Raw genomic sequence first — 22,031 nt, 5'->3', positions numbered from 1 at the left:
GGCGGCAGCGTATCCACAGCTGTGGATAACTTCCGATTCGGTGGCGCATTTGTGCACCAGTTGCGTAGTTGTGCACAGGCATCGGCCGAGGGCCTGTGGATGCGGGGTGGACAGGTCCGTTCGGCGCCACGAGTCGGTGCCCACAGGCGAGGTGTGGATACCCGGTGTGGTGGGTCCGCCCGAGTGGTGTGTTCGCGTTGTGGCGGACGGATGGCACCATGGGCGGGGTGTCCGTTACTCGTCGCCGCCCCGTCGTCGCGGACGTGACGTTGGTGACCGCCGGTGCGATGACGGCCAATGCCGCCGGATACGCCTTGCAGCTGTTGGCCGGTCGCTGGCTGGGGGTGGCCGGGTACGGCGAGTTCGCGAGCCTGCTGGCAGTGCAGTTGATGTGTGCCGTACCGGCATTGGCACTACAGAATGTGGTGGCCCGGGAACTCGTGCGCGGCGCGCCGATCGCGGTCCTGCGACGGCTGGTGACCCGCTGCGCGCTGCTGGTCGCCGTCGCCGCGGTCGCGCTGGTGCCGGTGGTGACCTGGCTGCTGCAAGCCGGGGTGGTCGCTGCGGCGGGCGCGCTGGCGGCGGCGCCGCTGCTGGTCCTGATCTCGGGTGGGCAGGGAATTCTCCAGGGTGGCGACCGGTTCCGGGCGCTGGCTCTCGTCCTGGCCGGTACCGGGGTCGCCCGGGTCGTACCGGCGGTGTTCGCGCTGGCGATCGGCCGGGGGGCCGGCGGTGCGCTGTGGGCGACCGCGGCCGGGTACACCGTCGCCGCGGTCGGCGCGTATCTCGCCGCGTATCCGGCCGATCTCCCCATCCGGATCCGGAATCGCGCCCCGATCGCTGCGGAACTCGGTGCCGCCATGGCGTTCGGGGCCACCAAAGAGTTCCGGGCCGCGAAAAAGTTCGGTGCTGCGACGGAGTTCGGTGTCGCGACGGTTTTGCGTGCCGCGCAGGTGCAGGCGGCGTTGATGGCCCTGTCGTCGGCGGATCTGATCGTCGCGCGGGTGGTGCTCGACGGTGCCGACGCCGGTCGTTACGCGCTGGGGGCGATCGCCGCCAAGATCGCGTTCTGGCTGCCGCAGGCGATCGGGGTGGTGCTGTATCCGCGGATGGCACAGCCGGATTCCTCGGCGCGGGCGATCCGGGACGCGCTCGGGGTGCTGTCCGCGGTCGGCGCGGTGGCGGTGGTGAGTGCGGCGGCGCTCGCACCGCTGGCTCCGCTGCTGGCCGGGCGCGACTACGCGCCGATCGAGGGCCTGCTCTGGTTGTTCGCCCTCGACGGCGCACTGCTCGCGCTGCTGCAAGGAGCGCTGCTCTCCGCCATCGCGGTGGACCGCACCGCACTGGCGACCGTCACCTGGATCGGTCTCGTGGTGGAAGTGGTCGCGCAGGTGGGCCTCGCGCGTTCACCGTCGGCGCTGATCGGCATCGCGACCGCGGTGGCGGCCGTCGTCACCACGGTGATCATCGTGGTCGTAGCACGGTCCGCCCGGCGGATCGCGGCGCCGGTGCTGCCGGCACCGGTCGCCGGTTGACGACGAGTCCAGGCTGCGCACAGCCGATTCGTGCGCCGAGGCCGGATCTCGCCGGTTCGCCGGTGCGAAGACAGCGCTGTAGCAACTGTCGTTGCGCTCCAGCCCTGTGCGAGTGTGGCCACGGCTGCCCGGCGGATCGACCCGGTGGCACGATGCGGAAACGGCGACGGCCCCCGGAATTTCCGGGGGCCGTGCGTGATCGGTGGAGATCAGCGCTGGTCGCGCAGGTCGATCTGCTGGGTGGGGGCGTCCGAGTAGGCGTCGGCCGAATAGCTGTCGGCCGGATCGGGGCGCGGGCTGTGGCGGCCGATGGTGGCCGGACGGCCGCGGCCACCCAGCAGGCCCAGCAACACACCGCCGATGAGGGCGAGCGCGCCGAGGATGCCGAAGACGATCGGCAGGATCCGGCTGTACAGCGACAGCTTGTCGATGTTGTCCTTGGCGACCTTGATCTGCGAGTCGATCGTGTTGTCGTCGAACTTCAGCGTCGATTTCAGCGCGGTGACCTCGGGCTTGTCGCCGCTGCGCGCGTAGAAGTAGTACAGCGCCTCCGAGCCGTCGATGATGGTGCCGGTCTGCGGCTCCACCCACACGTCGCGGGTGTTGCTGTAGAAGCGGCTCATGGTGACGTCGCCGTCTTCGTCCACACCCCACTTCTCGGCCGGGAGGGTCAGCTTGTTGGTCGGCGAATTGACCACCTTGGACAGATCGGTCGCCGGGACCTGCTGGCGGAAGTGGTAGACCTTGGTGTTGTTGATCTCCGACTGCTCGATGAACTCCATGTCGTACGACTTGCGGGTGTTGCTGTCGAAGTACGGGTAGGTCTTCTTCTCGGTGCCGATCGGGAACCGGTACTCGAGGCCGGTGTGCTGCACCGGGTCGGCGACGCTGTTGCCTTTGGCGTCGACGTTCGCGGCGATCGAGCCGTTGGGGTCGGTGTCGACCGGCATACCGCTCTTGCGGTCGATGGTGACCCGGTCGATGATCGCGGAGAGCAGGCCGGTGTCGCCCTGCTTGTCGATGCGGCGCAACGTCTGACCGTTCTGGATGGTCATCTTGTTCTTGTCCGACGGATCCTCGACGGTGAGGAAGCGCTGCGAGATCAGCGGTACCTTGGTGTCGATCTTGGCCGGTCCGGTGCCGGAGGTCAGCGACTTCGCATCCAGGACCTCGCTCGCGACGTCCGCGGGATTCTTACCGACCGTGGTGATTTCGAGGTCGAGAGGAGTCTTCGCCAGCTTCGAGACGGTGAAGGTGGGGATCAGAATGGCTGCGATGATGAGCAGCGCACCGATTCCTACGAGCAGGCAGGCCAGCGTCCTCCTGGTACCGGCACTGAGTGCCATGCGAAATCTCCTCGTCGTCGAACAGGTTGTCCCGGATGAACCCTACGGCCCTCGGTACGGCACGCGTGAGCCCCGACACTAACAGCCCGCATCTGCAAACCCGCCAGGTGCGCGCCCGGAAACGCCGGGAAAGCCGCCACCCAAGCCGCCCGCCGGTGTATACGGCAGACTGAATCCCGATGACCACGACCGTGACACCGCAGGCCGACTCGCTGTCGGCGGTGTCGACTATGCCGGTTCCGGTCGAAACGGCCAAGCCGGACACGACGGGTGTCCCCGATCCGGGTTCCGCGCCGCGGGGATTCGTCGCCGCGCTGGAGGGCATGCGCGGCCTGGCGGCACTGGGTGTGATGGTCACCCACGTGGCCTTCGAGACCGGCGCGACCGGAATGCCGGTGCTGGGCCGGATCTGGGACCGGTTCGGCATGGCGGTCGCCGTGTTCTTCGCGCTGTCCGGATTCCTGCTGTGGCGCCCGCATGCGGCGGTGGCCCGCGGTGGACCCGCCGCGGCGACCACCCGGCGGTACCTGCTGCACCGCGCCGCCCGCATCCTGCCCGCCTACTGGGTGGTGGTGTGCGCGGTGCTGATCCTGCTGCCGTCGGCCGCACATCCCGCGAGCGCCAAACTGTGGCTGGCCAATCTGGCGTTGTTACAGGTCTACGTGCCGTTGACACTCACCGACGGGCTCACCCAGATGTGGAGTCTCTCGGTCGAGGTGGCGTTCTATCTGGCGTTGCCGCTCTTCGCGCTCGCGCTGCGCCGATTGCGCGGTCCGGCGGCGCGGTGGCGGGCACCGGTGCTGCTGGTCCTCGGCGTGGCGGCGCTGAGCTGGAATTTCCTGCCGGTGCCGACACCCGCGGGCACCTATTCCGACAACTGGCTGCCCGGCTATCTGCCCTGGTTCGCGGCCGGAATGGTGCTCGCGGAACTGGTCCTGGTGGCCGAATCCGCGACCGTCGCCCCGCGCTGGCAGCGCGTCCTGGGCAGCCGATGGCCGATGTGGGCGGCGGCGCTGACCGCATTCCTGTTGTCGGCCACCGTGATCGCGGGCCCGCCCGGATTGCAGCGCGCCGCCCCCTGGCAATACGCGACCAAGATGGGCCTGGGCGCGATCATCGGCTTCGGCCTGCTGGCGCCGCTGGTACTGGGCGCCGGTCGGCACCGCCTGCTGCGCAGCCGGGTCGCGGCGACCGTGGGCCGATGGTCCTACGGCATCTTCATCTGGCATCTGGCGGTGCTGTCGATGATGTTCCCGATGTTCGGATTCCTCCCCTTCTCCGGGGGTTTCCTGCACGTCCTGGCCCTGACCGTCGGCTTCACCCTGCCGCTGGCGGCGGTCGGTTACGCGCTGGTGGAGGAACCGGCCCGGCGCTGGGTCCGCCGCCGCTACGGCTGAATTCCCGTCGCACCGAACATGTTCCGGTTCACCAGGCCGAGTCGGCCAGCTGCCGGGCCAGCGTGTCCGCCTGCCGTACACCCGCGCGGAAGGCGTCCGGCCACCCCGCGAGCCCGTCCGGGTTCGTGGCGAACGCGTCGAAGACCTCGATCGTGGCCGCGTCGGGGGTGAACTGCACGACGGTGCCGGCGGTGGCCGTGGCCAGTTCGGCCCGGAGCAGTTCGCGCGGGAAGCGGTGCGCCAGCGGCTCCACGATCAGCAGGACATCGGAGTCCGCCGCGACATCCGCATTGGTCCCCGACCACACTCCGCCGTCGATGTAGTAGCGATCGTCGACGACGACCGGCGGGAAGGTCCCCGGAAACGAACGGCTGGCGGCCACGGCGGTGGCCAGTCCGACGCCGCTCGCGTTGTCCCAGATCCGCCGCTGACCGCTCTCGGCCTCCACCACGACGATCCGCAGCCGGTCGTCCGGCCAGGTATCGCCACCGGCCAGCCACCCCATCCGGTCGATATGCGCCGGCTGCGCGGGTTCCGTGCCGATCACCAAGCGGCCCACCGCGCGCCGCGCCGCGTCGGGGTCCGCCGCCGGATCCGCCGCCGCACCCGCCAGCAGAGAGAACGCCGCGCCGAGCAGGGCGGGGTCCAGCGCCGGTGGCGGCTCCGCGACCCCGGGCGTCCGCGGATTCCCGGCGAGCGCGTCGAGATCCCGGCCGGTCACCAGCATGGCACCGACGATCGCGCCGGCGGAGGTGCCGACGATCGAGTCGGCCGAGCCCAATTCGATGCCGCGCCGGCGCAATTCCGCGGCCAGGCCCGCCATCCACGCCGTTCCGGGGACCCCGCCCACACCCAGCACCACCGAACGCCGAACGGTCGCTCGATCGAACCCATCCGTCATGCCGCCATGGTAACCACGCCGCGCACCACCGGCGTCCGATATCCGCCATGCCGAATGCGTTGTGCCACAAGAAATCAGGTGCGATCGCGGCGGTGCGGCGGCAGTGCGGCCAGCCCGGCCGCCACCACCCCCAGCAGGGCGGGCAACTGCACCCAGAGCGAGCCACCCAGATAGCCGCCCGGTGACCGCCAGGTTCCGGTGGACAACGCGGCCTCGGCGACGACCACCCCGAGCCCGGCGACCAGCGGCAACGCGGTGCCGACGCGACGCGGCGCGAACCGAAGGGCGACCGATCCGGCGACGGTGGCCGCCAGCGCGACCGGGCCGGCGATCAGCAACACGGCCGCGCTCAGCCCGACTGCCCCGGCGAGGCGGCTGCGCTGGGCCCGCACCGGACCGGCGTCCACCTCGCCGAAGATTCGGCGGCGTCGCGGAATCACCAACAGCGCCAAGGGAATCAGCAGGGCCAGACCACCGCGGATCGCCGTCCGGTACCACCGGTCGGCAGGGAATTCGACGGTGATCGGCCCGTGGGCGTCGGCGGGCACCACCCAGCCCTGTTCCCAGCCGTCCACCACCACCGGCGCCAGGTTACGGCCGTCGGCGGTCCGCGCCCGCCAATCCACATTCGTGCTGAGCGGCAGCACCAGCAGCCGCGTCCCGGGCGCGGCCGACACCGGATGCGGTGCGACATCGGTGCTGGTCAGGGTCAATCGGTCGACCGCGAACAACTCGGTCGGCGCCACGGCGACATCGACTCGGCCGGCGGGCAGCGCGATCGCGTCGGGACGGGGGCTCCCGGCCGCACACGCGCGGCCGCCCGCTCCGGCAACCGGCGTAGCGGAATCCGTGCAGTCGCCCGGCGGCGTCGCTTCGGTCGCCGCCGGAACATTCGCTGCCCCGCTCGCCGCCGCGCCGGATCGATCGCCGTCGGTGGAACCGGTTGCTGCCGTGCCGATTCCACCCGCTACGTTGCCGGAGTCACCACGACGGGCATCGACGGTGCCGGTAGGTGCGTTCGTGGAACCGTTTGCTGCTGTACCGGTTCCGCTCGGGGTGCCGTCGATGCCGCTGCCGCCGGAGTCGGTCGTACCGGTGGGTGTGTTCGTGGAACCGTTTGCTGCCGTACCGGTTCCGTTCGAGGTGCGGTCGGCGCCACTGCCGCCGGAGTCGGTCGTACCGGTCGGGGAATCGCTTGCTGCCGTGCCTGTTCCGTTCGAGGTGCCGGCGGCGACAGCGCGGCCGGAGCCGTCCACACCGGTCGGTCCGTCCGGGGAACCGGTGGCCGCCGTGCCGATTCGGTTCGACGGGTCCCCCGCGACGGTCGACGTGTCGCCATCGCCGGTGGCCGGGTCGCCCGATGCGGGCACGGTCGCGGCGTCATCGGTGCCGGGATCGCAGACGCGGGCGGGTACCGGTGCGCCGGTGCGCAGTTCGTCGAGGGTGCCGGTGACCGTGGTGTGGACGAGGCGGCCCGCGAGGGTGAGGACGGGGCCGTGCGCGCAGTCGACGGTGACGAGGCGGTTGCCCGGGACCGGCGGCGGATAGTCGGGGCCGAGGACCGTCACCTCGGCGAGGCCGGGCGGCGGTTGCTGGGCGAAGCCGAGACCGTTGCGGTCGAGCATGTTCCGCCAGCTGTCGATACTGATCTCGATCCGGTCGGTGACCCGCGGATGCAACGGCAACCAGATCGGGAAGCCGCCGGGCACTTCGGGATTCAACTGCTGGAACTGCGGGCCGTCGCCGAGGTTGACGGTGAGCGCGGTGGGCCGCGCGGGCAGGTCGCCGATCGGCGGGGTCACCATCAGGCCGTTGACCAGGGCCGGGTGCGGCAGTTCGATGGTCAGGGTGGGTTTGGCGCCGGTCCGGTCGCGGACGGTCTCCTCGGGGGCGGTCCAGCTGGTGGCGTTGTTGTCGTCGGTGGCGGCGAAGGCCGAGCCGCGCAGGTCGCCGACGTCGGCGCGGCCCCGCGCGACCGGCCGGTCGTGATCGGTGAGCAGGGCCGCCAGCGCGGGGCCCTGCCGGGTGCGGACGGTCAGTTGCGGCGTGACCGCGGTGGCGGCCGGAACCTGCAGGGTGCGTTCGAAGGTGCCCGGTTCCTCCGGCGGCAGTGCCAATCCCTTGTTGCAGCGCACCCGGCCGGGAGTGTCGAAACAGGCGTTGCGGCCGGGGAATTCCTGACCCAGATCCCAGCCCTGCACCCGGACGCCGGGCGGCGGTGCGGGCAGGACGGTGCGGTGCCGGATGTCGACGGTCACCGGTGCGTCCGGATTGCTGTAGTCGTCGAGGCTCAGCTCGCTGACGCCGAATTGCCCACCGGGCGTGCCGCTCTCGGTCCGGATCGCGGTGACGGTGAGCCAGTCGGTGCGGCCGGGCGGCAGCGAAACCTGTACGGGCGCACCGGGTGTGGTGATCCGCGCGGCGACGGTGCCGTTGGCGGTGCGGACCTCGAGCCATTTCACCGGGTCACCCAGCGCCGCGGGGCTGGTGGTCACGTGCAGCACCCCGGAGGTGATCGGATGGTGCAGATCGAGCCGCAGCCACTGCCCGAGCGCGGTCTGGGCGCTGTTGCTCAGCCAGGCGGTGGCGGGGTCGCCGTCGACCGCCGCCGCGGTCGAGTTCGCGGGGGAGGCCGCGCCGAGCTGGGTGGCGTCACCGGCCGAACTGGAGGCGGTGACCACCGCCCCGGACCATTCGCCCTGCACCAGCGGAGCGCCGGGCACCGGGTAGTCGGGCACCAGATTGTGGGTGCGCCGCGGGTCGGTGGGCGCGCGCAGCGCCGAGCTGTGGTTGTCGACGCGGCCGAAATCGGTCTCCCGGTTCATGGGTGTGTCGGTGACCGTGGTGGTCGCGTCGTCGAGCAGCCCCGCTCGATCGGCGTCGGTGGCCAGCAGCACCGGACTGCGCGGTGCGGCGGGGTCGCGGCGCAACCGCTCCAGCACCTCGGGCCCGCCCTGCACGACCGGCACCGCAGCCAGCGGCACCGTGTAGGCGCCGGGGAAGGAGTCCGGCGCGCCGGGACCGCTGCGCGGGTCGGTGTCGCCGGGACCGCTGCGCGGGTCGGTGGGCGTGCCCGGCCGCGGCGCGTCGACCCGGAAGATCTCGATCGCCGGATAGGGCGGGCGCAGATCGCCGTCGACCACGATGTCGTCCGGATGGCCGATCGACTGCAACCCGCCGAATTCCGCGACCCGGGTCAGCCCCGGCGAATGTTCGATGGCCTGATGCGCCAGCAGCGGCCGGGTCGACCGGGAGGTGTCCGGGTCGAGATCGTTGCGCAGCACCAGGATTCCGATGCCCTGGTCGGCGAGCACGGGTGCCAGACCGGCCGACGGCCGCCCGTCGGCGATCAGCCGCTGCACCGAATCCATCGCCCGGATCGCGCCCGGCGGCACCAGCGGAATCGCGTCGCGCACAGCCCATTCCGTGCGGGCCAGCGCTTGCAGTGGTTCGTCCCGGGTCAGGCCCCAGATCTGGCTGCCGAACGGCGCGCCCGGCACCACCAGGGCGCGGGTGTCGGAGGCGTTGTGCGCCAGCCAGTCCGCGGTCTGCTGCCAGTACACCGGCACCCGGTCGTAGGCGCCGCGCGGGGCGAGTTTACTGGTCCAGGCCAGCGAGGTGGACAGCAGCAGCGCGGTCAGCACCAGCATCGTCACCGCCACCATCCGATCGCGCTCGGGATGCGCGAACGCGTGCCGCCAGCGCGCGAACGGCACCGAGGCCGGCAGCGGCACCCGGCGCAGCAGATGGGCGAGACCGATCACCAGCGGCATCCGGATCAGCGGTTCCAGCTTGTGCACGTTGCGCATCGGCGCGCCCGCGGAATCCAGGAAGATCCGTACGGTCTCGGCGAACGGCCCGCCGAGTTGTCCCTGATATCCGGCGCAGATGCCGATCAGGCCGACGATCAGGATCAGGGCGAACCGGCCCCGGTGCGGCATCGACCGCGACGCGAGCCCGGCCAGTCCGGCGGCCGCGAGCAGCCCGGTGGCCAGCACCGCCGCCGGTTGGGTGACCAGCACCGCGCCCGCGATGCGCTCGGGGGAGACGAACGGTGTCCAGCTGTCGGTCCCGCGCAGCACCTCGCCGAGCGTCGCCCATTCGGTGGTGACGCCGGAGGATTCGATGTAGTCGAGGAACGGCGGGCTCACCTTGCCCAGCAGCGCCAGCGGTACCAGCCACCACACCACGGCCGTGACCAGCAGCGGAATCCACGCGAGGGTGAACCTCAGCCAGCGCCGGTCCGGCCGGTACGACGCCCACCACAGCACCGCGGGCAGGAATCCGGCCGCGGTCGCGGCGGCGTTCACCGAACCCATCAGCGCCAGCGCCAGCGCGCTCGCGGCCGGCGAGGTGGCGCCGCCCGCGCGGCCGCGCGCCCGCAGCGCGACGGCGAGCGCGGCCGGCCCCAGCAGCACCCAGGGCGCGAGCATCATCGGCAGCGTCTCGGACGAGATCGAGCCCAGGGTGGTCAGCACACGCGGCGACAGCGCGAACGCCAGACCCGCGATCACCCGGGAGCCGCGGCTGCCGATGCCGAGCAGTTCGCACAGCCGGACGATGCCCCAGAACCCGGTGAGGATCAGCAGCGCCCACCAACTGCGCTGGGTGGCCCAACCGGGCAGGCCCAGCACATGTCCGAGCGAGAAGAACGCCCCCTGCGGGAAGAAATACCCGTAGGCCTGGTTCTGCACCTGGCCCATCGGGGACTGGCTGCTCCACAGATGAGCGGATCGTTGCAGCAGCCCGATCGGATTCTGTGTCAGATCGTATTTGGTGTCGGCGACGCTGAGCCCCGGCGATTGCAGGAAGGTCAGTGCGAAGGCGAGGACGATGCTGGTCAGGAACCAGCGGCGGCCCAGCGGTGTGGTATTCGGCGGTTCGTCCCGGTGCGGCCCGCCACCCCCGGCGGGCGGAGCCGGTGGGACGTCCGAACGTTCGCGTTCAGCGACGGACGTGGTCACGCCGACGCGCGAGCGGCCGCCACCCCGCCGCGGGGGTGCGCGGTTCGAGCCCGGACCAGGCGCGACACCTGGTCAGCGGCTGCCGTACTCGACATTGTTGAGCAGCGACGACCCGGCCGCCCCACTGCGGTCCACGTCCGGCCGATGGCTCTGCTGGGCGGCCGTCGTGATGATGAGCACCGCGATCGCGCCGACCAGCGCGCCGACGACGGCGCTGACAGCGCCTGGTACGGCAAAGTTCATGCCGGTCAACCTACAACATGGCCCGGAGTTCCCGACGCCGACGCGGCGTCAGGGCCGGGCGTCGACCCGATCCGGGACCGGGCAGTCCAGTGCGCCCAGCAGGGTGCGCAGTTTGGCGGTGGTCTCGTCCAGTTCGGTGTCCGGGTCGGAATCCGCGACGATCCCGCCACCGGCCCAGGCGCGCAGCACGCGGCCGTCGGCGGACAGTTCCGCGCAGCGGATGGCCACCACCCATTCCCCGTCGCCGGCCGCATCGCACCACCCGGCCGCGCCGCCGTAGCAGCCGCGCGGCCCCTCGGCCGCGGTGATGTCGGCCAGCGCCAGATCGGTCGGGGTGCCGCACACCGCCGGGGTGGGATGCAGCAGCATCGCGAGGTCGAGCGCGCTGACCCCCGGATCGCGCAGCCGCCCCCGGATCGGCGTGGCCAGGTGCCAGACCTGTGCGGTCCCGGCCAGTTCCGGCGTCTCGGGCACGGTCAGTTCGCGGCACACCGGCGCCAGCCGCTCCCGGATCCAGTCGATGACGTAGGCGTGCTCGATCCGGTTCTTGCCGCTGTCCAGCAGCTCGCGGGCGCGGGCGGCGTCGATCTCCGGATCCGGGTGCCGGGGCGCGGTGCCGGCGAGTGGATGCAGCGTCACGCTGTCGCCGTGCCGGGCGACCAGCACCTCCGGCGTGGCGCCGATCAGGGTGGCGCCGGGCCGTCCGGCCGGGGTGAGGTCGACGGCGAAGACGTTGGCGCGGGGGTGGCGGGCCAGCAGTTGCCCGGCCAGCACCTCCGGATCCAGCGCCGCGTCGGCCTCGGCGAGCAGCGAACGGGCCGCCACCACCTTGCGCAGCGGTTGCGCCGGATCCGACAGCCGTTCGACCAGTTCGGCGACCCGGGCGACGTGCTCGGCGGGCGGGGGGAGTTCGGCGACGATCCGGACCCGCGGCAGGGCGGGCAGGGCGGCCGGTCGCCACGGCCCGGCGGTGTGCCGGGCCCGTTCCGGCACGGTCAGCGCCGCGGGCTGCCGGGGATCGAATGCCAGCGCGCCGACGACCAGGTCGGCGGCGCCGGCGCGCAGGGCGGCGGCCGCTCGCTCCGCGTCGTCGAACGCGTGCCGGGTGCCGCTGGTCCGCAGCACCGCCCCCGGCTGCGCGAGCAGGAATCCGTCCATAGTGTCCCGACCCTAGCGCCGCGCGCGGCCGCGCGGGCCGCGGTAGCGACCGATATCTCACTGTGGCCGGTATTACGCGGGCGTCCCGGCGCGGGCGGGCGGCACCAGCAGGATCGGGCGGTGGCAATGTTTGAGCACCGCGTCCGCCACACTCGAACGCAGCAGGGCCCGCAGCCCGGTGCTGCCCCGGGTGCCGGCCACGATGATGTCGACGTCCAGTTCGTCGGCGACCGCGACGAGGGCGCTCCAGATGGTGGTGGTGCATTCCACGGTCCGGCCGCGGGGCCGCAGCCCGGCGCGTTCGGCCAGCCGCACACCCTCCGCATTGACGTGCTGCGCCTCGATGTGGCCGACGTCGTCCACCTCGTCGTCGGCCAGCCATTCCTGCTGGGCGAGTCCGGACAGGCCGGACAGCCGCGCCGTCTGCCGGACCATCGGTTCCCAGGCGGTCACCACCACCGCGGCCGTCGACGCCAGGAAGCGGCCCGCGTACTCGACGGCACGTTTGGCGTCGTCGGATCCGTCGTAGGCGATGAGCACGAGATCGCACGGCATGACGCGCCTCCTCCGGTGGGAGTTCAGGTCTCGCCCAGAGCGTAACCCGGCGGCCGGCGCAACCGGGGCGGTCGCGGGCACCGGAATTCGAGATTGTTTCCGTCCGGGCGTACGGATGATCAGAAAAATGAGAATGCGTTCGTGCGGTATGTGTGACTATTCCGAGCACGCCGAAAGCGGATACCCGGAATCGAGCAGCCGGAAGATCTGGGACGACCGTCCATTATGCGCCCCGGCCGAGGCCGGGGTACCGCCATCTCTGGGGGGCCGGTCGGTCTGTATCCCTAGGGGGACAATCACGTTCGGGACAATTCTCGAAGGGTTTACCGAAAACCCTCGCGTTTCCGCCCAATTGGGTTTACACAGAGGTTCGGCGGCCGATACCGGACGTCGGCGACGGTTTCGCGTTGTACCGGGGAGGTTGGATCTTGCGGTTGGAAGAGCTTGCAACACCACAGGATTGGGCGGCGGCCTACCGGTCGCTGTTCGGGCTGCCGCGGGTCCACGTCACCGCACCCGGCTACGTCGTGCTCCCCCTGGTCGACTCCATCGCCGCCGTGAACACCCCGGAACCGCTGGGCGCGTTGATTCTCGGTGAATTGACGGTGCGCGGGATTCCCGGACCCGTTCTGGTCCGGGAGAATCCGCCGCGTCGCACCTTCCTGGCGGTCTTCGACGGGTACCCTGAACTGGAATGCACTGTGCAACTGGAGCGTTACGGCGTGGATATCGGACCGCATCGCGGCAATGTCATCCTGCCGACCGGGTTCGGCCGGCACACCCACGAAGGGCGCTGGTGGGCGCGTGCGCCCCAGCGCGACGAATCACTACCACTGCTGTCGGAGGTCGTCGCGGCGGTGACCACCGTCGCGTGAACGTCATGGATTCGATCGACCCGGCGGGGTTCACGCATCTCGAGGCCGACCCGCGGGCACTGCTGCATTTCGAGTGGTTGCAACGCCGGGAATCCGGTTACGACGTCGACGATTTCGCCGAGGAGGTGCGCGATCTCGCGCGGGCGATACCGCCGCGGGCCGCGGACTGCTGGCGGCTGCTGAACCGGATCGAGGCGTCCGTGCGCGATCCCGGCTGGCCCTACGACGAGGACCCCGCCGACGGTGCCGCCCGGGCCGTGGACACCGCCCCGCCCGCCCCGCCGGCCCGGTTCTACGACCGGATCCTCGGCGGCTGGCTGGGCCGATGCGTCGGCAGCACGCTCGGCAAGCCGCTCGACAACGGGCTGCGCTGGTCACCGCAGCGGATCCGCGCCTATCTGGAACGCGCCGACGCCTACCCCCTGACCGACTACGTGCCGGTGCTCGCCCCGATGCCGGAGGGCTACGAATTGCAGTGGGGCTGGCCGGAATCCACCCGCGACCGGATCGAGGGCTGTCCCCGCGACGACGATCTGGACTATCCCGTCCTCGGGTTGCACATGCTGGAACAGTTCGGCACCGATTTCACCGCCGCGGAGGCGGCCGCCGAATGGCTGCAACGACTGCCGTTCCTCCAGACCGTCGCCGCCGAACGGGTCGCCTACCGCAATCTCATCGACGGCGCGCTGCCGCCGGCCACCGCCCGTCGCCGTAATCCCTACCGGGAGTGGGCCGGTGCGTTGTCCCGCGCCGACATCTACGGCTACGTGTACCCCGGCGATCCGGCGGCCGCAGCACAACTCGCCGCCCGCGACGCCGCGATCTCGCACACCGGCAACGGCGTCTGGGCCGCGATGTGGGCGGCTGCCCTGGTCGCCGCCGCCTTCACCGCCACCGACGCCCGGGCCGCGGCGACCACCGCGCTGACGGTGATTCCGGAACACTCCCGGCTGGCGGTGGCACTGACCCAGGTACTCGACGATCACGACCGCGGCGTCGGCTGGGCCCAGGCGACGGCCACCGCCCACGCCCGCCACGACCACTACCCGTGGGGGCACGCGATCCCGATCGCCTGCCTGGCATCCATCGGAATCCTCTGGGGCGCCGGAGATTTCACCGAGACGGTCGGACTGACGGTCCAGGCCGGCGGCGCCGCGGGCCGCACCGCCGCGACCGCGGGCTCGGTGTGCGGTGTCCTGCTGGGCGCCACCGCGATTCCGGAACACTGGACCACGCCCCTGCGTGACCGCCTGCACAGCGCGGTCGCCGGATACGACGGCGTCCGCATCTCGGACCTGGCCCGCCGCACCTTCGACCTGTCCCGCCTGCACGTGCTGGGCCGCTGAACAGCCGGTACCCGTCCCGATCGCCGCGCCGGCGCCCGGCCGGCGATCACGACGGGCGCGGAACCGGTGCCCCGGCAGGCCACGACGAGCACTGGTCGCGGATCGCTCGGGCGCCGGCCGCACCGACGCCGATGCCGCGGAGGTCGGCGGCGGCGAGGGCGGCCGGCGCCGCCGGGCCGGCCTCGGCCGCCACGATCGCCCGGATCCGGGCCTCGAACGGATCCCAGGCTCGGCCCGCGAGCAGGCGCTGGACCCGATCCACCAGGTGCATGAGCCCCTCGAGCCGGGGCAGGTGCGCAACCAGCCGCACGTCACCGCGGGGGTCCGCATCGATCGCGATCACCCCGGGATCACCGGCCACCGATATCGTCCGCCGGTAGTGCGTCGTCGTGGCGTTCTCGATCCCGGGCACCGCGTCGTGGGCGAGGTGTGACAGCCGCCGATCCAGCCGCACCGGCTCGGGCAGTGGCACTCGGAGCACGAGACCGCCGTCGGCGACGAGGCGGTCGGCGCGCCGTCGCCGGGCGCGCAATCCTGTGGCGCGGCACGGAATGTCGCGATCATCACCCGGTCGAACCGGCGCAGGCTGCCGAAGACGCGATGAGATCGACAGCCCGGCAGACCAATTCGGATGCCTCCGGCGGCCTGCGATCGCCACGGTACGGCCGCCACACCGCGCATCGACCGGCCACATCCGGCCATGTCCGAATATGGCGTGATTCCCGCCCGCCGACGACCGAGTATCGGCAGCATGGACAGCCGAGAATTGATCCTGCACGCCTGGCGCGAGTTCGCCACCCAGGACCCTGCCCGCATCGCCGCCGTCTTCACCTCCGACGCCGAATGGCTCGCACCCCTGGGGAACGCGACGGCCCGAGCCCTGCACGGGACGAATCACCTGGTCGGCCGCGACCGCATCGTGCGCTTCCTGGCGGTCGAATTCCCGGCCGTATTCGTCGCCGACCGAAAAGTGGAGTTCACGGCGGTCATCGCCGCGGGCACGCGGGTGATGCGCGCTCCGGGAGCTGCCGTAGGACGTTCCCGCCGGATCACGGCGGGGATGAGGCGCCGGAAGATCATCGAAGGGGCAGGGCCGGGCAGTGGGTACCCGCCGAGCCTCTCGTGTAGCGCGCCGTCGAGCTCGACCAAACGGTCGATATTCGATGTTCCGGCGTCTTCCCGGGCTCGGCCTTGTTCCGGTCACAGTTACCCGTAATCTTCACAGTCATGCCTACGATAAACGATCCGAGTCCCAGTCCGATCCGAGCGATCGTTTTCGACTGGCGCGGCACTCTGGTTTCGGAACTCACCCCCCAGGGCTGGGCGCGCGAGGCATTGCGCCGAGCCGACCGCGAGTGCGGTGATCGAGCTGTTTCCGCGCTGCTTGGAGACCATTCGGAAAGCGGCGGGTCAGCCCAATCGTCTCCAGTCACCGCTGGGCAATACCAGTTATGCCCGGCACCGCGAGACCTATTACACGGTCTTCGCGGATGCCGATCTGGACGACCGGCTGGCGGACGCGCTCTTCGAGGTGGATTCGGATCCGTCCTACAACCAGTTCGCCGTCGACGCCGCCGCCACTGTTGCCACCCTGATCGACAGGGGATGCAAGATCGGCGTCCTCAGCAATATTCATTTCGATATCAGGCCGATGTTCGAGGAAGCGCATTTGCTCGACTCGATCGATGAATTCATTTTGTCCAGCGAGCACGGTATACAGAAACCCGACCCCGCCATATTCCGCCTGGCGCTCGATCTGCTCGGGACCAGCGCCGGGCAAACCCTCATGGTGGGCGACCGTGCCTCTCGCGACGGCGTCGCCATCGATATCGGAATGCCGACCCTGCTGGTCCCGGCCCTGACCGATCCGCGGCAACGGCGACTCCATTTCGTCACCAACGCCATCGGCGCCGTGGATCGACTGCCGCAGCCGCTCGGCGCGTAATCGTTTCGCCCGGTCTGCGCCGTCTCGACCGGCGTCACGCGCGGGTGGTGTCAGGCCGAGGTGCTGACTGCTCGTGCGATGCGGGATCCGACGAGGCGTTCGGCTGCGGGGAGCGGGTACCACGCGCCGCGCCGGCAACCTCGGATGCCTGAATGTCTGCGACCGGCGGTTCAGCTCTGCTGGGCGGTGTCGTAGACGGCGTTGGCGCGAGCCGACTCTTCACGGGCGAGGATCGGCCCGCGGCGGCCTCGTAGATGTCTTATCGCATGCCTTGACGCTGCCACATCTCATAGTTGCCACACTCTGCTGTGATCGCGGCCGTGGCTTGGGCTGCGGCGACGAAGTCGTCGAGCACCGGCGAGGTGCGCGATGCCACCACGGCCAGGCACACCTGGTCGGGCGCGACGTCCGAGACGGGTACGTAGCTGATGTTCGGGTGCGAGTAGAACACGGTTGCCGAACGCGCCAGGAACGAGATGCCGCGGCCGGCCGCGACGTGCTCGAGCGTCTCGTCCACCCCGCGCACCAGATACCCGGCATTGGGATGCGTGCGGCGCGTGGGCTGTGTGCTCGAGTCGGAGTCCCACAACAGAGGCTCGCCCGCCAGGTCGGCTTCGGTGATCTGTTGCTTGCCGGCCAACCGGTGGCCGGTGGGCAGGACCGCTACCCGTGGCTCGGTGTACACCGGGATCACGCGCAGCCCGGTCTCATCGATGGGCAGCCGTACGTAGCCGATGTCGATGCGGCCGTCGAGCAGCCTCGTGGCCTGATCGTCGCCTTCGATCCGTTGCACGTCCACGACCACGTCCGGGTGCTGGTCGGCGAACTGTTGGATCGCCGGGGCGACCGCGATGCCGGCCCGGAAGCCGACCATGAGTCGCCGGCCGCCGCGGGCGGCGAGGGTCACCCGACGGCGGGCCGCGTCGGCGGAGGCCAGCAACGGGCCGGCGTCGGCCAGTAGCTGCTCGCCGGCGTCGGTCAAGGTCACTCCGTGGCTGTCCCTCGTCAGCAGAGCCGCTCCGAGGTCGTGCTCGAGTGCGCGGATCTGCCTGCTGAGCACCGGCTGGGCGATGTGGAGGTCGTCGGCGGCACGGCCGAAGTGCAACCGGTCGGCCACGGCGACGAAGTAGCGCAGTTTACGCAGGTCCAGATCCATGGAGCCTCCTTGTGCGGCGATGCTCCCAGGGTATCGCCGTGATCGAAAGAGGTCTTGGACTCCCATACGGGCCGGTGGCAACGTCAGGTGGTGAACGCCCTGCATCGCGCGTCGGACGCGATGGGAAACGGGCCTCTCACCCTGCCACAGAAAGTAGACACACCATGAGCAGCATCAGCATCATCGGTCTCGGGAGTATGGCCCGCGCTCTGGCCGAGCTGGCGCTCGCCGGCGGCCACGCAGTCGAGGTCATCGGCCGCGACCCGGCCAAGGCCGAGGAGATCGCCGCTGCGCTCGGCGCCACAACGGGGACCTTCGGCGCCACCCCGGCCGGTGACATCGTCATCCTCGCTGTGCCACACGGGGCCGGCGTAGCGGTCGTCAGCCAGTACGGGGACGCGTTGGCCGGCAAGGTCGTGGTCGACATCTCCAACACGTTCGTCGGTGCCGACGACACCAACCTGGTCACCCCGGAGGGCACGTCCGGCGCGCAACAGATCGCCGCCGCCTTGCCGGCGAGCGCGCGCGTGGTCAAGGCGTTCAACACCGTCTTCGGGCACGTCCTGGCCCGGGGCGGCCAGCTGGATGTGTTCTTCGCCGGCGACGACCCGGCGGCCAAGGCGAGCGTGGCGGCGTTCATCGAGAGTCTGGGCCTGCGGCCGCTGGATGTCGGTGGCCTGGAGATGGCGCACTGGCTGGAAGGAGCGGGCCTGCTGATGATGGGCCTGGCCCGCAGCGGCGCGGGTTTCGACATCGCCCTCGGCGCCGAGCTCCTCGGCTGACTGCGCCCACACTGTCCACTTTCCCCGGCGACATCACCGCAGCCGGTCGACGGCACGGGGAGAACGGCAACTCCGCCAACCCTGACAGGGAGTACTGATGCGCGTCTTCGTCACCGGCGGAACCGGCCATTCCGGTTCGTTCATCATCCCCGAGCTGATCGCCGCCGGCCACGAGGTCACGGGCTTGGCCCGATCGGACACGGCCGCCGCCGCGCTGACCGCGCTCGGCGCGACGGTGCGGCGCGGCGGCCTCGAGGACCTCGACGAGCTCGGGGAAGCGGCCGCGGCTTCCGACGGTGTCGTCCACGTCGCCCACCGGCAGGACCTGCTCCCCACCGGTGGGATGAGCGCCGTGGCCGCGGCGGAGCTCCCGATCATGCACGCCTACGGTGAGGCGCTCGCGGGCACCGGCAAGCCGCTGGTCGTGGCCGGGAGCATCGGATCACCCGGCAACCTCGGACGACCGATCGTCGAGGAGGACCCGGCCCTGCCAAGCGGCGATGAGCACAAGGGCACCCTGCGGGCTCGCAACGCCGTGGAAAGGGCCGTGATCGACCTCGCCGAGCGAGGGATCCGGTCGTCGGTCGTGCGGATCGCCAACATCGTGCACGACACCACCGATAATGCCGGCTTCCTTCCCCTGCTGATCGCACTGGCGAAGGAGAAGGGTTTCGCCGGTCACCCCGGAGACGGCACGAACCTGTGGAACGCGGTACACGTGCGCGATCTCGCCTCACTATTCCGCCTGGCGCTGGAGAAAGGACCGGCCGGCAGCTACTGGCACGCGGTCGAGGATGGAGGTGTTTCCTTCCGCGAGATCGCAGAGGCCATCGGCAGCCGTTTGGACCTGCCCGTCGTGAGCATCCCCGCGGACGAACTGATGACGCCGGGATACTTCGGCTTTCTCGCGAACATCGCCACCCAGAGCTACCCGGCGTCCAACCTCATCACCCGCCGCACCCTGGGCTGGGAACCCAACCAGCCCGGCCTGCTCACCGATCTGGACAACGGCCACTACTTCCCCGCCGTCACCGCGCCAGTCCACGACGACGTGGCCACGCTGGAGGACTTCGTCCGAGGCGGCGAGGGGGCTCTCGCGATGGTCGACGAGAACGCCGTCTGGCGGGAGGCGGAGAGCTTGCCCTGGGGTGGGGAATGGCGAGGGCCGGACGGGTTCGCACGCCTGACCCGTGAGATCGACGTGCTGGCAGAGCTCACCGCACGCGGGCACGAGATCGTCCGGGCAGGCGACGTGGTGGAGCTGCGGCTCGACGCCGTTTTCACCTCTCGCAAGAGCGGGCGGCAACTGCCGATGACAGTTGTGGAGCACTATCGGGTCCATGACGGGAAGATCTACGGCGCGGACGCCTTCTACAAGGACACCCAGGCTGTCAACGACCTGGTCGAGAACGGTTGACTCACGCGGTCTTCATCCGCGCCCCAGTCGGGAACGACCTCGAATTCACATGCCGCGTCTCACCCGGCTCCGTAACCCCGGGGGCAGGCCGAAACCAGGTCGGCGGCGACGTTTGTCGTGGCTGGTCGCACACGAATGACTGAAGGAGACACCGATGCCCGACTATGGTCACCCTCTGCGTTTCGCCACGTTCATCTCTCCCGCCAACTCCCCAACGCACCGTCCAGTCGAATTAGCGCAGCTCAGTGAGCGGCTCGGTTTCGACTTCGTCACCTTCCAGGATCATCCCTACAAGGCCGACTTCCTCGACACCTGGACTCTGCTGAGCTGGGCGGCCGCGCGGACCGAGCGCATCGGCCTGTCCGGCAACGTGCTGAACCTGCCGCTACGCCCCCCCGCCGTGCTTGCCCGCGCGATGGCCAGCCTCGACCTGCTCTCCGGTGGACGAACGAGCCTCGGGCTCGGGGCCGGCTTCTACTGGGATGCCGTGCAAGCAGTCGGCGGACGGCGGCTGACCCCGCTGCAGGGCGTGACGGCCCTCAGCGAGGCAATCGACGTGATCCGCGGGGTCTGGGACGCCGACGTGCCCGGCACCCTCACTGTCGAGGGCGAGTTCTACAAGGTCCACGGCGCCGAGCGCGGACCCGCACCCGCACACCACATCCCGATCTGGCTCGGCGCCCACAAGCCGAAGATGCAGGACCTGGTCGGACGCAAGGCCGATGGCTGGCTGCCGTCCCTGCCGGTCATGGAACCCGGCGGCCTGCCCAAGGGAAACGCCATCATTGACGACGCCGCACGCGCTGCAGGCCGCGACCCCCGCACCATTACCCGTCTGCTCAACATTTTCCCAGGCCAGCAGACCGCGGAAGCCCTAGCCCAGATGACCCTCGAGGACGGCGTCAGCACCTTCATCCTGGCCAGCGACGAGCGGGATGTACTCGAACGCTTCGCCGCTGAAACGATCCCCGCAGTACGCGAACATGTCGCCCACGGACGCGAGTAGGCATCCCGGTAGCTGAATCGCCCCGGGTTCGGTGCTTACCCTCTTGCTTGAGAGGATGGGCTGGATATGCCAGCGAAGTATGACGCAGCGACCAAGGCCAAGGCTGTGCGGCTGGTCGCAGACCACCGCGACGACTACGACAGCGAGTGGGCCGCGATCACGGCCGTGTCGGCCCGGCTCGGCATGACCGCCGAGACACTGCGGAAATGGATCCGCCAAGCCCAGATCGACAAGGGCGAGACCGACGGCGTGTCCTCGGACGCGGCGAAGACGATCCGGGAACAGAAACGCAAGATCGCCGAACTCGAGCAGACGATCGAAATCCTTTCCGCCGCAACGTCTTTTTTCGCGCGGGCGAACGACCCGCGACACCGTCAGTGTGTGAATTCCTCGCCGCTCACCGTGACCGGTTCCCGGTCACGGCCATGTGCCGGGCACTGACCAGCCGCGGCGTGAAGATCGCCCCACGCACCTTCCACGCCTGGTCGCGGCGTGCGCCGTCGAAACGGGCGCTGTGGGACACCACGATCACCGAGCTCCTGGCCGGCTACTACGAGCCCGGCGAGGACGGCCGGCGGCGCCCGGAATGCCTGTACGGGGCCGAGAAGATGTGGGCACATCTGCAACGCCACGGTATCCCGGTCGCCCGGTGCACGGTCGAGCGGCTGATGCGCGTGAACGGGTGGCGAGGTGTGGTGCGGCGCAAGAAGATCCGTACCACGGTCCCGGATCCGGCGGCGGCCCGGGCGCCGGACCTGGTGGACCGGCAGTTCCGGGTGCCGGCCCCGAACATGCTGGTCGTCGCCGATTTCACCTATGTCAGGCTGGCGAGCGGGGCGTTCGTGTATGTCGCGTTCGTCGTCGACGCCTACGCGGGCCGGATCGTGGGCTGGGAATGCTCGCCCAGCAAGCACACCGTGTTCGTCGAGTCCGCGATCCGGCAGGCCGCCGCACTGCGCAGGCGTGAAGGCAGGCCGTGGGACGGGTCCACGATTCATCATTCCGACGCGGGAGCTCAATACACCGCGGTGCGCTTCGGGGAGACTCTGACGCTGTCGGGGCTGCGGGCCGTCGATCGGGTCGGTCGGTGACGCATACGATGATGCGTTGGCGGAGACCACAATCGGTCTCTACAAAACCGAAGCGGTCCGCGACGATTCACCGTTCCGGACCGGCCCGCTGCACCGGCTGGCCGATGTCGAGCTCGTCACCGCGGACTGGGTGTCGTGGTTCAACGGCTCGCGGTTGATGCACCGGCTCGGTCGTAAACCACCGGCCGAGTCCGAGGCCGACTACTATGCCACTCCGGTCGAACAACCGGCCGGAGACAGATAAACGGGTGCGCACAAAACCCGGGGCGATTCAAGAAAGGGGTACCCCGGCCCGTCGCCCCGGGACCGGGGTA

At 70.4% G+C, this 22,031-nt stretch carries 17 protein-coding genes and 1 pseudogene; 10 read left to right on the top strand and 8 right to left on the bottom strand.

Going from position 1 to position 22,031, the window contains the following annotated elements:
• Positions 1 to 218: 218 nt before the first annotated feature.
• On the top strand, positions 219 to 1,535 hold the full coding sequence (locus LBW94_RS28535; RefSeq protein ID WP_416276968.1) for a polysaccharide biosynthesis protein: 1,317 nt from the start codon (positions 219 to 221) through the stop codon (positions 1,533 to 1,535).
• 209 nt (positions 1,536 to 1,744) lie between these two features.
• Here the strand turns inward: LBW94_RS28535 and LBW94_RS28530 are convergent, their stop codons facing one another.
• Positions 1,745 to 2,881, bottom strand: coding sequence for a DUF3068 domain-containing protein (locus LBW94_RS28530; protein WP_225059920.1), 1,137 nt, complete (start codon positions 2,879 to 2,881; stop codon positions 1,745 to 1,747).
• Between the two features lie 230 nt (positions 2,882 to 3,111).
• Here LBW94_RS28530 and LBW94_RS28525 point away from each other — a divergent pair, with 230 nt between their 5' ends.
• Positions 3,112 to 4,278, top strand: coding sequence for an acyltransferase family protein (locus LBW94_RS28525; RefSeq protein ID WP_416276981.1), 1,167 nt, complete (start codon positions 3,112 to 3,114; stop codon positions 4,276 to 4,278).
• Between the two features lie 28 nt (positions 4,279 to 4,306).
• Here LBW94_RS28525 and LBW94_RS28520 read toward each other — a convergent pair whose 3' ends face one another.
• From LBW94_RS28520 to LBW94_RS28500, 5 genes are all read right to left on the bottom strand, one after another.
• Positions 4,307 to 5,179: a patatin-like phospholipase family protein gene (locus LBW94_RS28520; RefSeq protein ID WP_225059918.1), complete on the bottom strand. Its 873-nt coding sequence runs from the start codon at positions 5,177 to 5,179 to the stop codon at positions 4,307 to 4,309.
• Between the two features lie 74 nt (positions 5,180 to 5,253).
• A complete protein-coding gene (locus LBW94_RS28515) occupies positions 5,254 to 10,143 on the bottom strand; it encodes an alpha-(1->3)-arabinofuranosyltransferase domain-containing protein (protein WP_416276967.1) in 4,890 nt (1,629 codons plus the stop codon).
• Positions 10,144 to 10,215: 72 nt separating this feature from the next.
• Positions 10,216 to 10,386 (bottom strand): DUF2613 domain-containing protein, encoded by a 171-nt coding sequence (locus LBW94_RS28510; RefSeq protein ID WP_225059917.1) that lies wholly within the window; start codon positions 10,384 to 10,386, stop codon positions 10,216 to 10,218.
• 48 nt (positions 10,387 to 10,434) lie between these two features.
• Positions 10,435 to 11,544 (bottom strand): isochorismate synthase, encoded by a 1,110-nt coding sequence (locus tag LBW94_RS28505; RefSeq protein ID WP_225059916.1) that lies wholly within the window; start codon positions 11,542 to 11,544, stop codon positions 10,435 to 10,437.
• Positions 11,545 to 11,616: 72 nt separating this feature from the next.
• Positions 11,617 to 12,099 carry a universal stress protein gene (locus tag LBW94_RS28500; RefSeq protein ID WP_225059915.1) on the bottom strand — a complete coding sequence of 161 codons (483 nt, stop codon included), beginning with the start codon at positions 12,097 to 12,099 and terminating at the stop codon, positions 11,617 to 11,619.
• A gap of 428 nt (positions 12,100 to 12,527) precedes the next feature.
• Here LBW94_RS28500 and LBW94_RS28495 point away from each other — a divergent pair, with 428 nt between their 5' ends.
• Complete coding sequence (locus tag LBW94_RS28495) at positions 12,528 to 12,974, top strand: hypothetical protein (protein WP_225059914.1); 447 nt, start codon at positions 12,528 to 12,530, stop codon at positions 12,972 to 12,974.
• 5 nt (positions 12,975 to 12,979) lie between these two features.
• Positions 12,980 to 14,320, top strand: a complete 1,341-nt coding sequence (locus LBW94_RS28490; RefSeq protein ID WP_225059913.1) for an ADP-ribosylglycohydrolase family protein — start codon at positions 12,980 to 12,982, stop codon at positions 14,318 to 14,320.
• 46 nt (positions 14,321 to 14,366) lie between these two features.
• On the opposite strand, the gene LBW94_RS28485 is transcribed toward LBW94_RS28490, so the two are convergent.
• Positions 14,367 to 14,792 (bottom strand): AlkA N-terminal domain-containing protein, encoded by a 426-nt coding sequence (locus LBW94_RS28485; RefSeq protein ID WP_266272333.1) that lies wholly within the window; start codon positions 14,790 to 14,792, stop codon positions 14,367 to 14,369.
• Between the two features lie 279 nt (positions 14,793 to 15,071).
• On the opposite strand from LBW94_RS28485, the gene LBW94_RS28480 reads away from it, so the two are divergent.
• Positions 15,072 to 15,536: a nuclear transport factor 2 family protein gene (locus LBW94_RS28480; protein WP_225059911.1), complete on the top strand. Its 465-nt coding sequence runs from the start codon at positions 15,072 to 15,074 to the stop codon at positions 15,534 to 15,536.
• A 144-nt stretch (positions 15,537 to 15,680) separates the two neighbouring features.
• On the top strand, positions 15,681 to 16,265 hold the full coding sequence (locus LBW94_RS28475) for an HAD family hydrolase (RefSeq protein WP_225059910.1): 585 nt from the start codon (positions 15,681 to 15,683) through the stop codon (positions 16,263 to 16,265).
• A gap of 259 nt (positions 16,266 to 16,524) precedes the next feature.
• Here LBW94_RS28475 and LBW94_RS28470 read toward each other — a convergent pair whose 3' ends face one another.
• Complete coding sequence (locus LBW94_RS28470) at positions 16,525 to 17,421, bottom strand: LysR family transcriptional regulator (RefSeq protein ID WP_225059909.1); 897 nt, start codon at positions 17,419 to 17,421, stop codon at positions 16,525 to 16,527.
• 164 nt (positions 17,422 to 17,585) lie between these two features.
• On the opposite strand from LBW94_RS28470, the gene LBW94_RS28465 reads away from it, so the two are divergent.
• The 4 genes and pseudogenes from LBW94_RS28465 to LBW94_RS28445 all read left to right on the top strand — a co-directional run bounded on the left by LBW94_RS28465 (position 17,586) and on the right by LBW94_RS28445 (position 21,961).
• Positions 17,586 to 18,203 carry an NADPH-dependent F420 reductase gene (locus LBW94_RS28465; RefSeq protein WP_225059908.1) on the top strand — a complete coding sequence of 206 codons (618 nt, stop codon included), beginning with the start codon at positions 17,586 to 17,588 and terminating at the stop codon, positions 18,201 to 18,203.
• 97 nt (positions 18,204 to 18,300) lie between these two features.
• The gene (locus LBW94_RS28460; RefSeq protein WP_323137953.1) at positions 18,301 to 19,620 is read left to right on the top strand and encodes an NAD-dependent epimerase/dehydratase family protein; all 1,320 of its coding nucleotides are present in this window, start codon (positions 18,301 to 18,303) and stop codon (positions 19,618 to 19,620) included.
• A 154-nt stretch (positions 19,621 to 19,774) separates the two neighbouring features.
• The gene (locus LBW94_RS28450) at positions 19,775 to 20,626 is read left to right on the top strand and encodes an LLM class flavin-dependent oxidoreductase (protein WP_225059907.1); all 852 of its coding nucleotides are present in this window, start codon (positions 19,775 to 19,777) and stop codon (positions 20,624 to 20,626) included.
• Between the two features lie 66 nt (positions 20,627 to 20,692).
• Positions 20,693 to 21,961 (top strand): annotated as a pseudogene (locus tag LBW94_RS28445) (IS3 family transposase).
• Positions 21,962 to 22,031: the final 70 nt, after the last annotated feature.

Origin of the sequence: Nocardia sp. alder85J (assembly GCF_020176955.2) — a bacterium.
Classification (GTDB): domain Bacteria; phylum Actinomycetota; class Actinomycetes; order Mycobacteriales; family Mycobacteriaceae; genus Nocardia.
The sequence above is the reverse complement of the archived record's forward strand: the minus strand, read 5'-3'. Positions and strand labels throughout refer to the sequence as shown.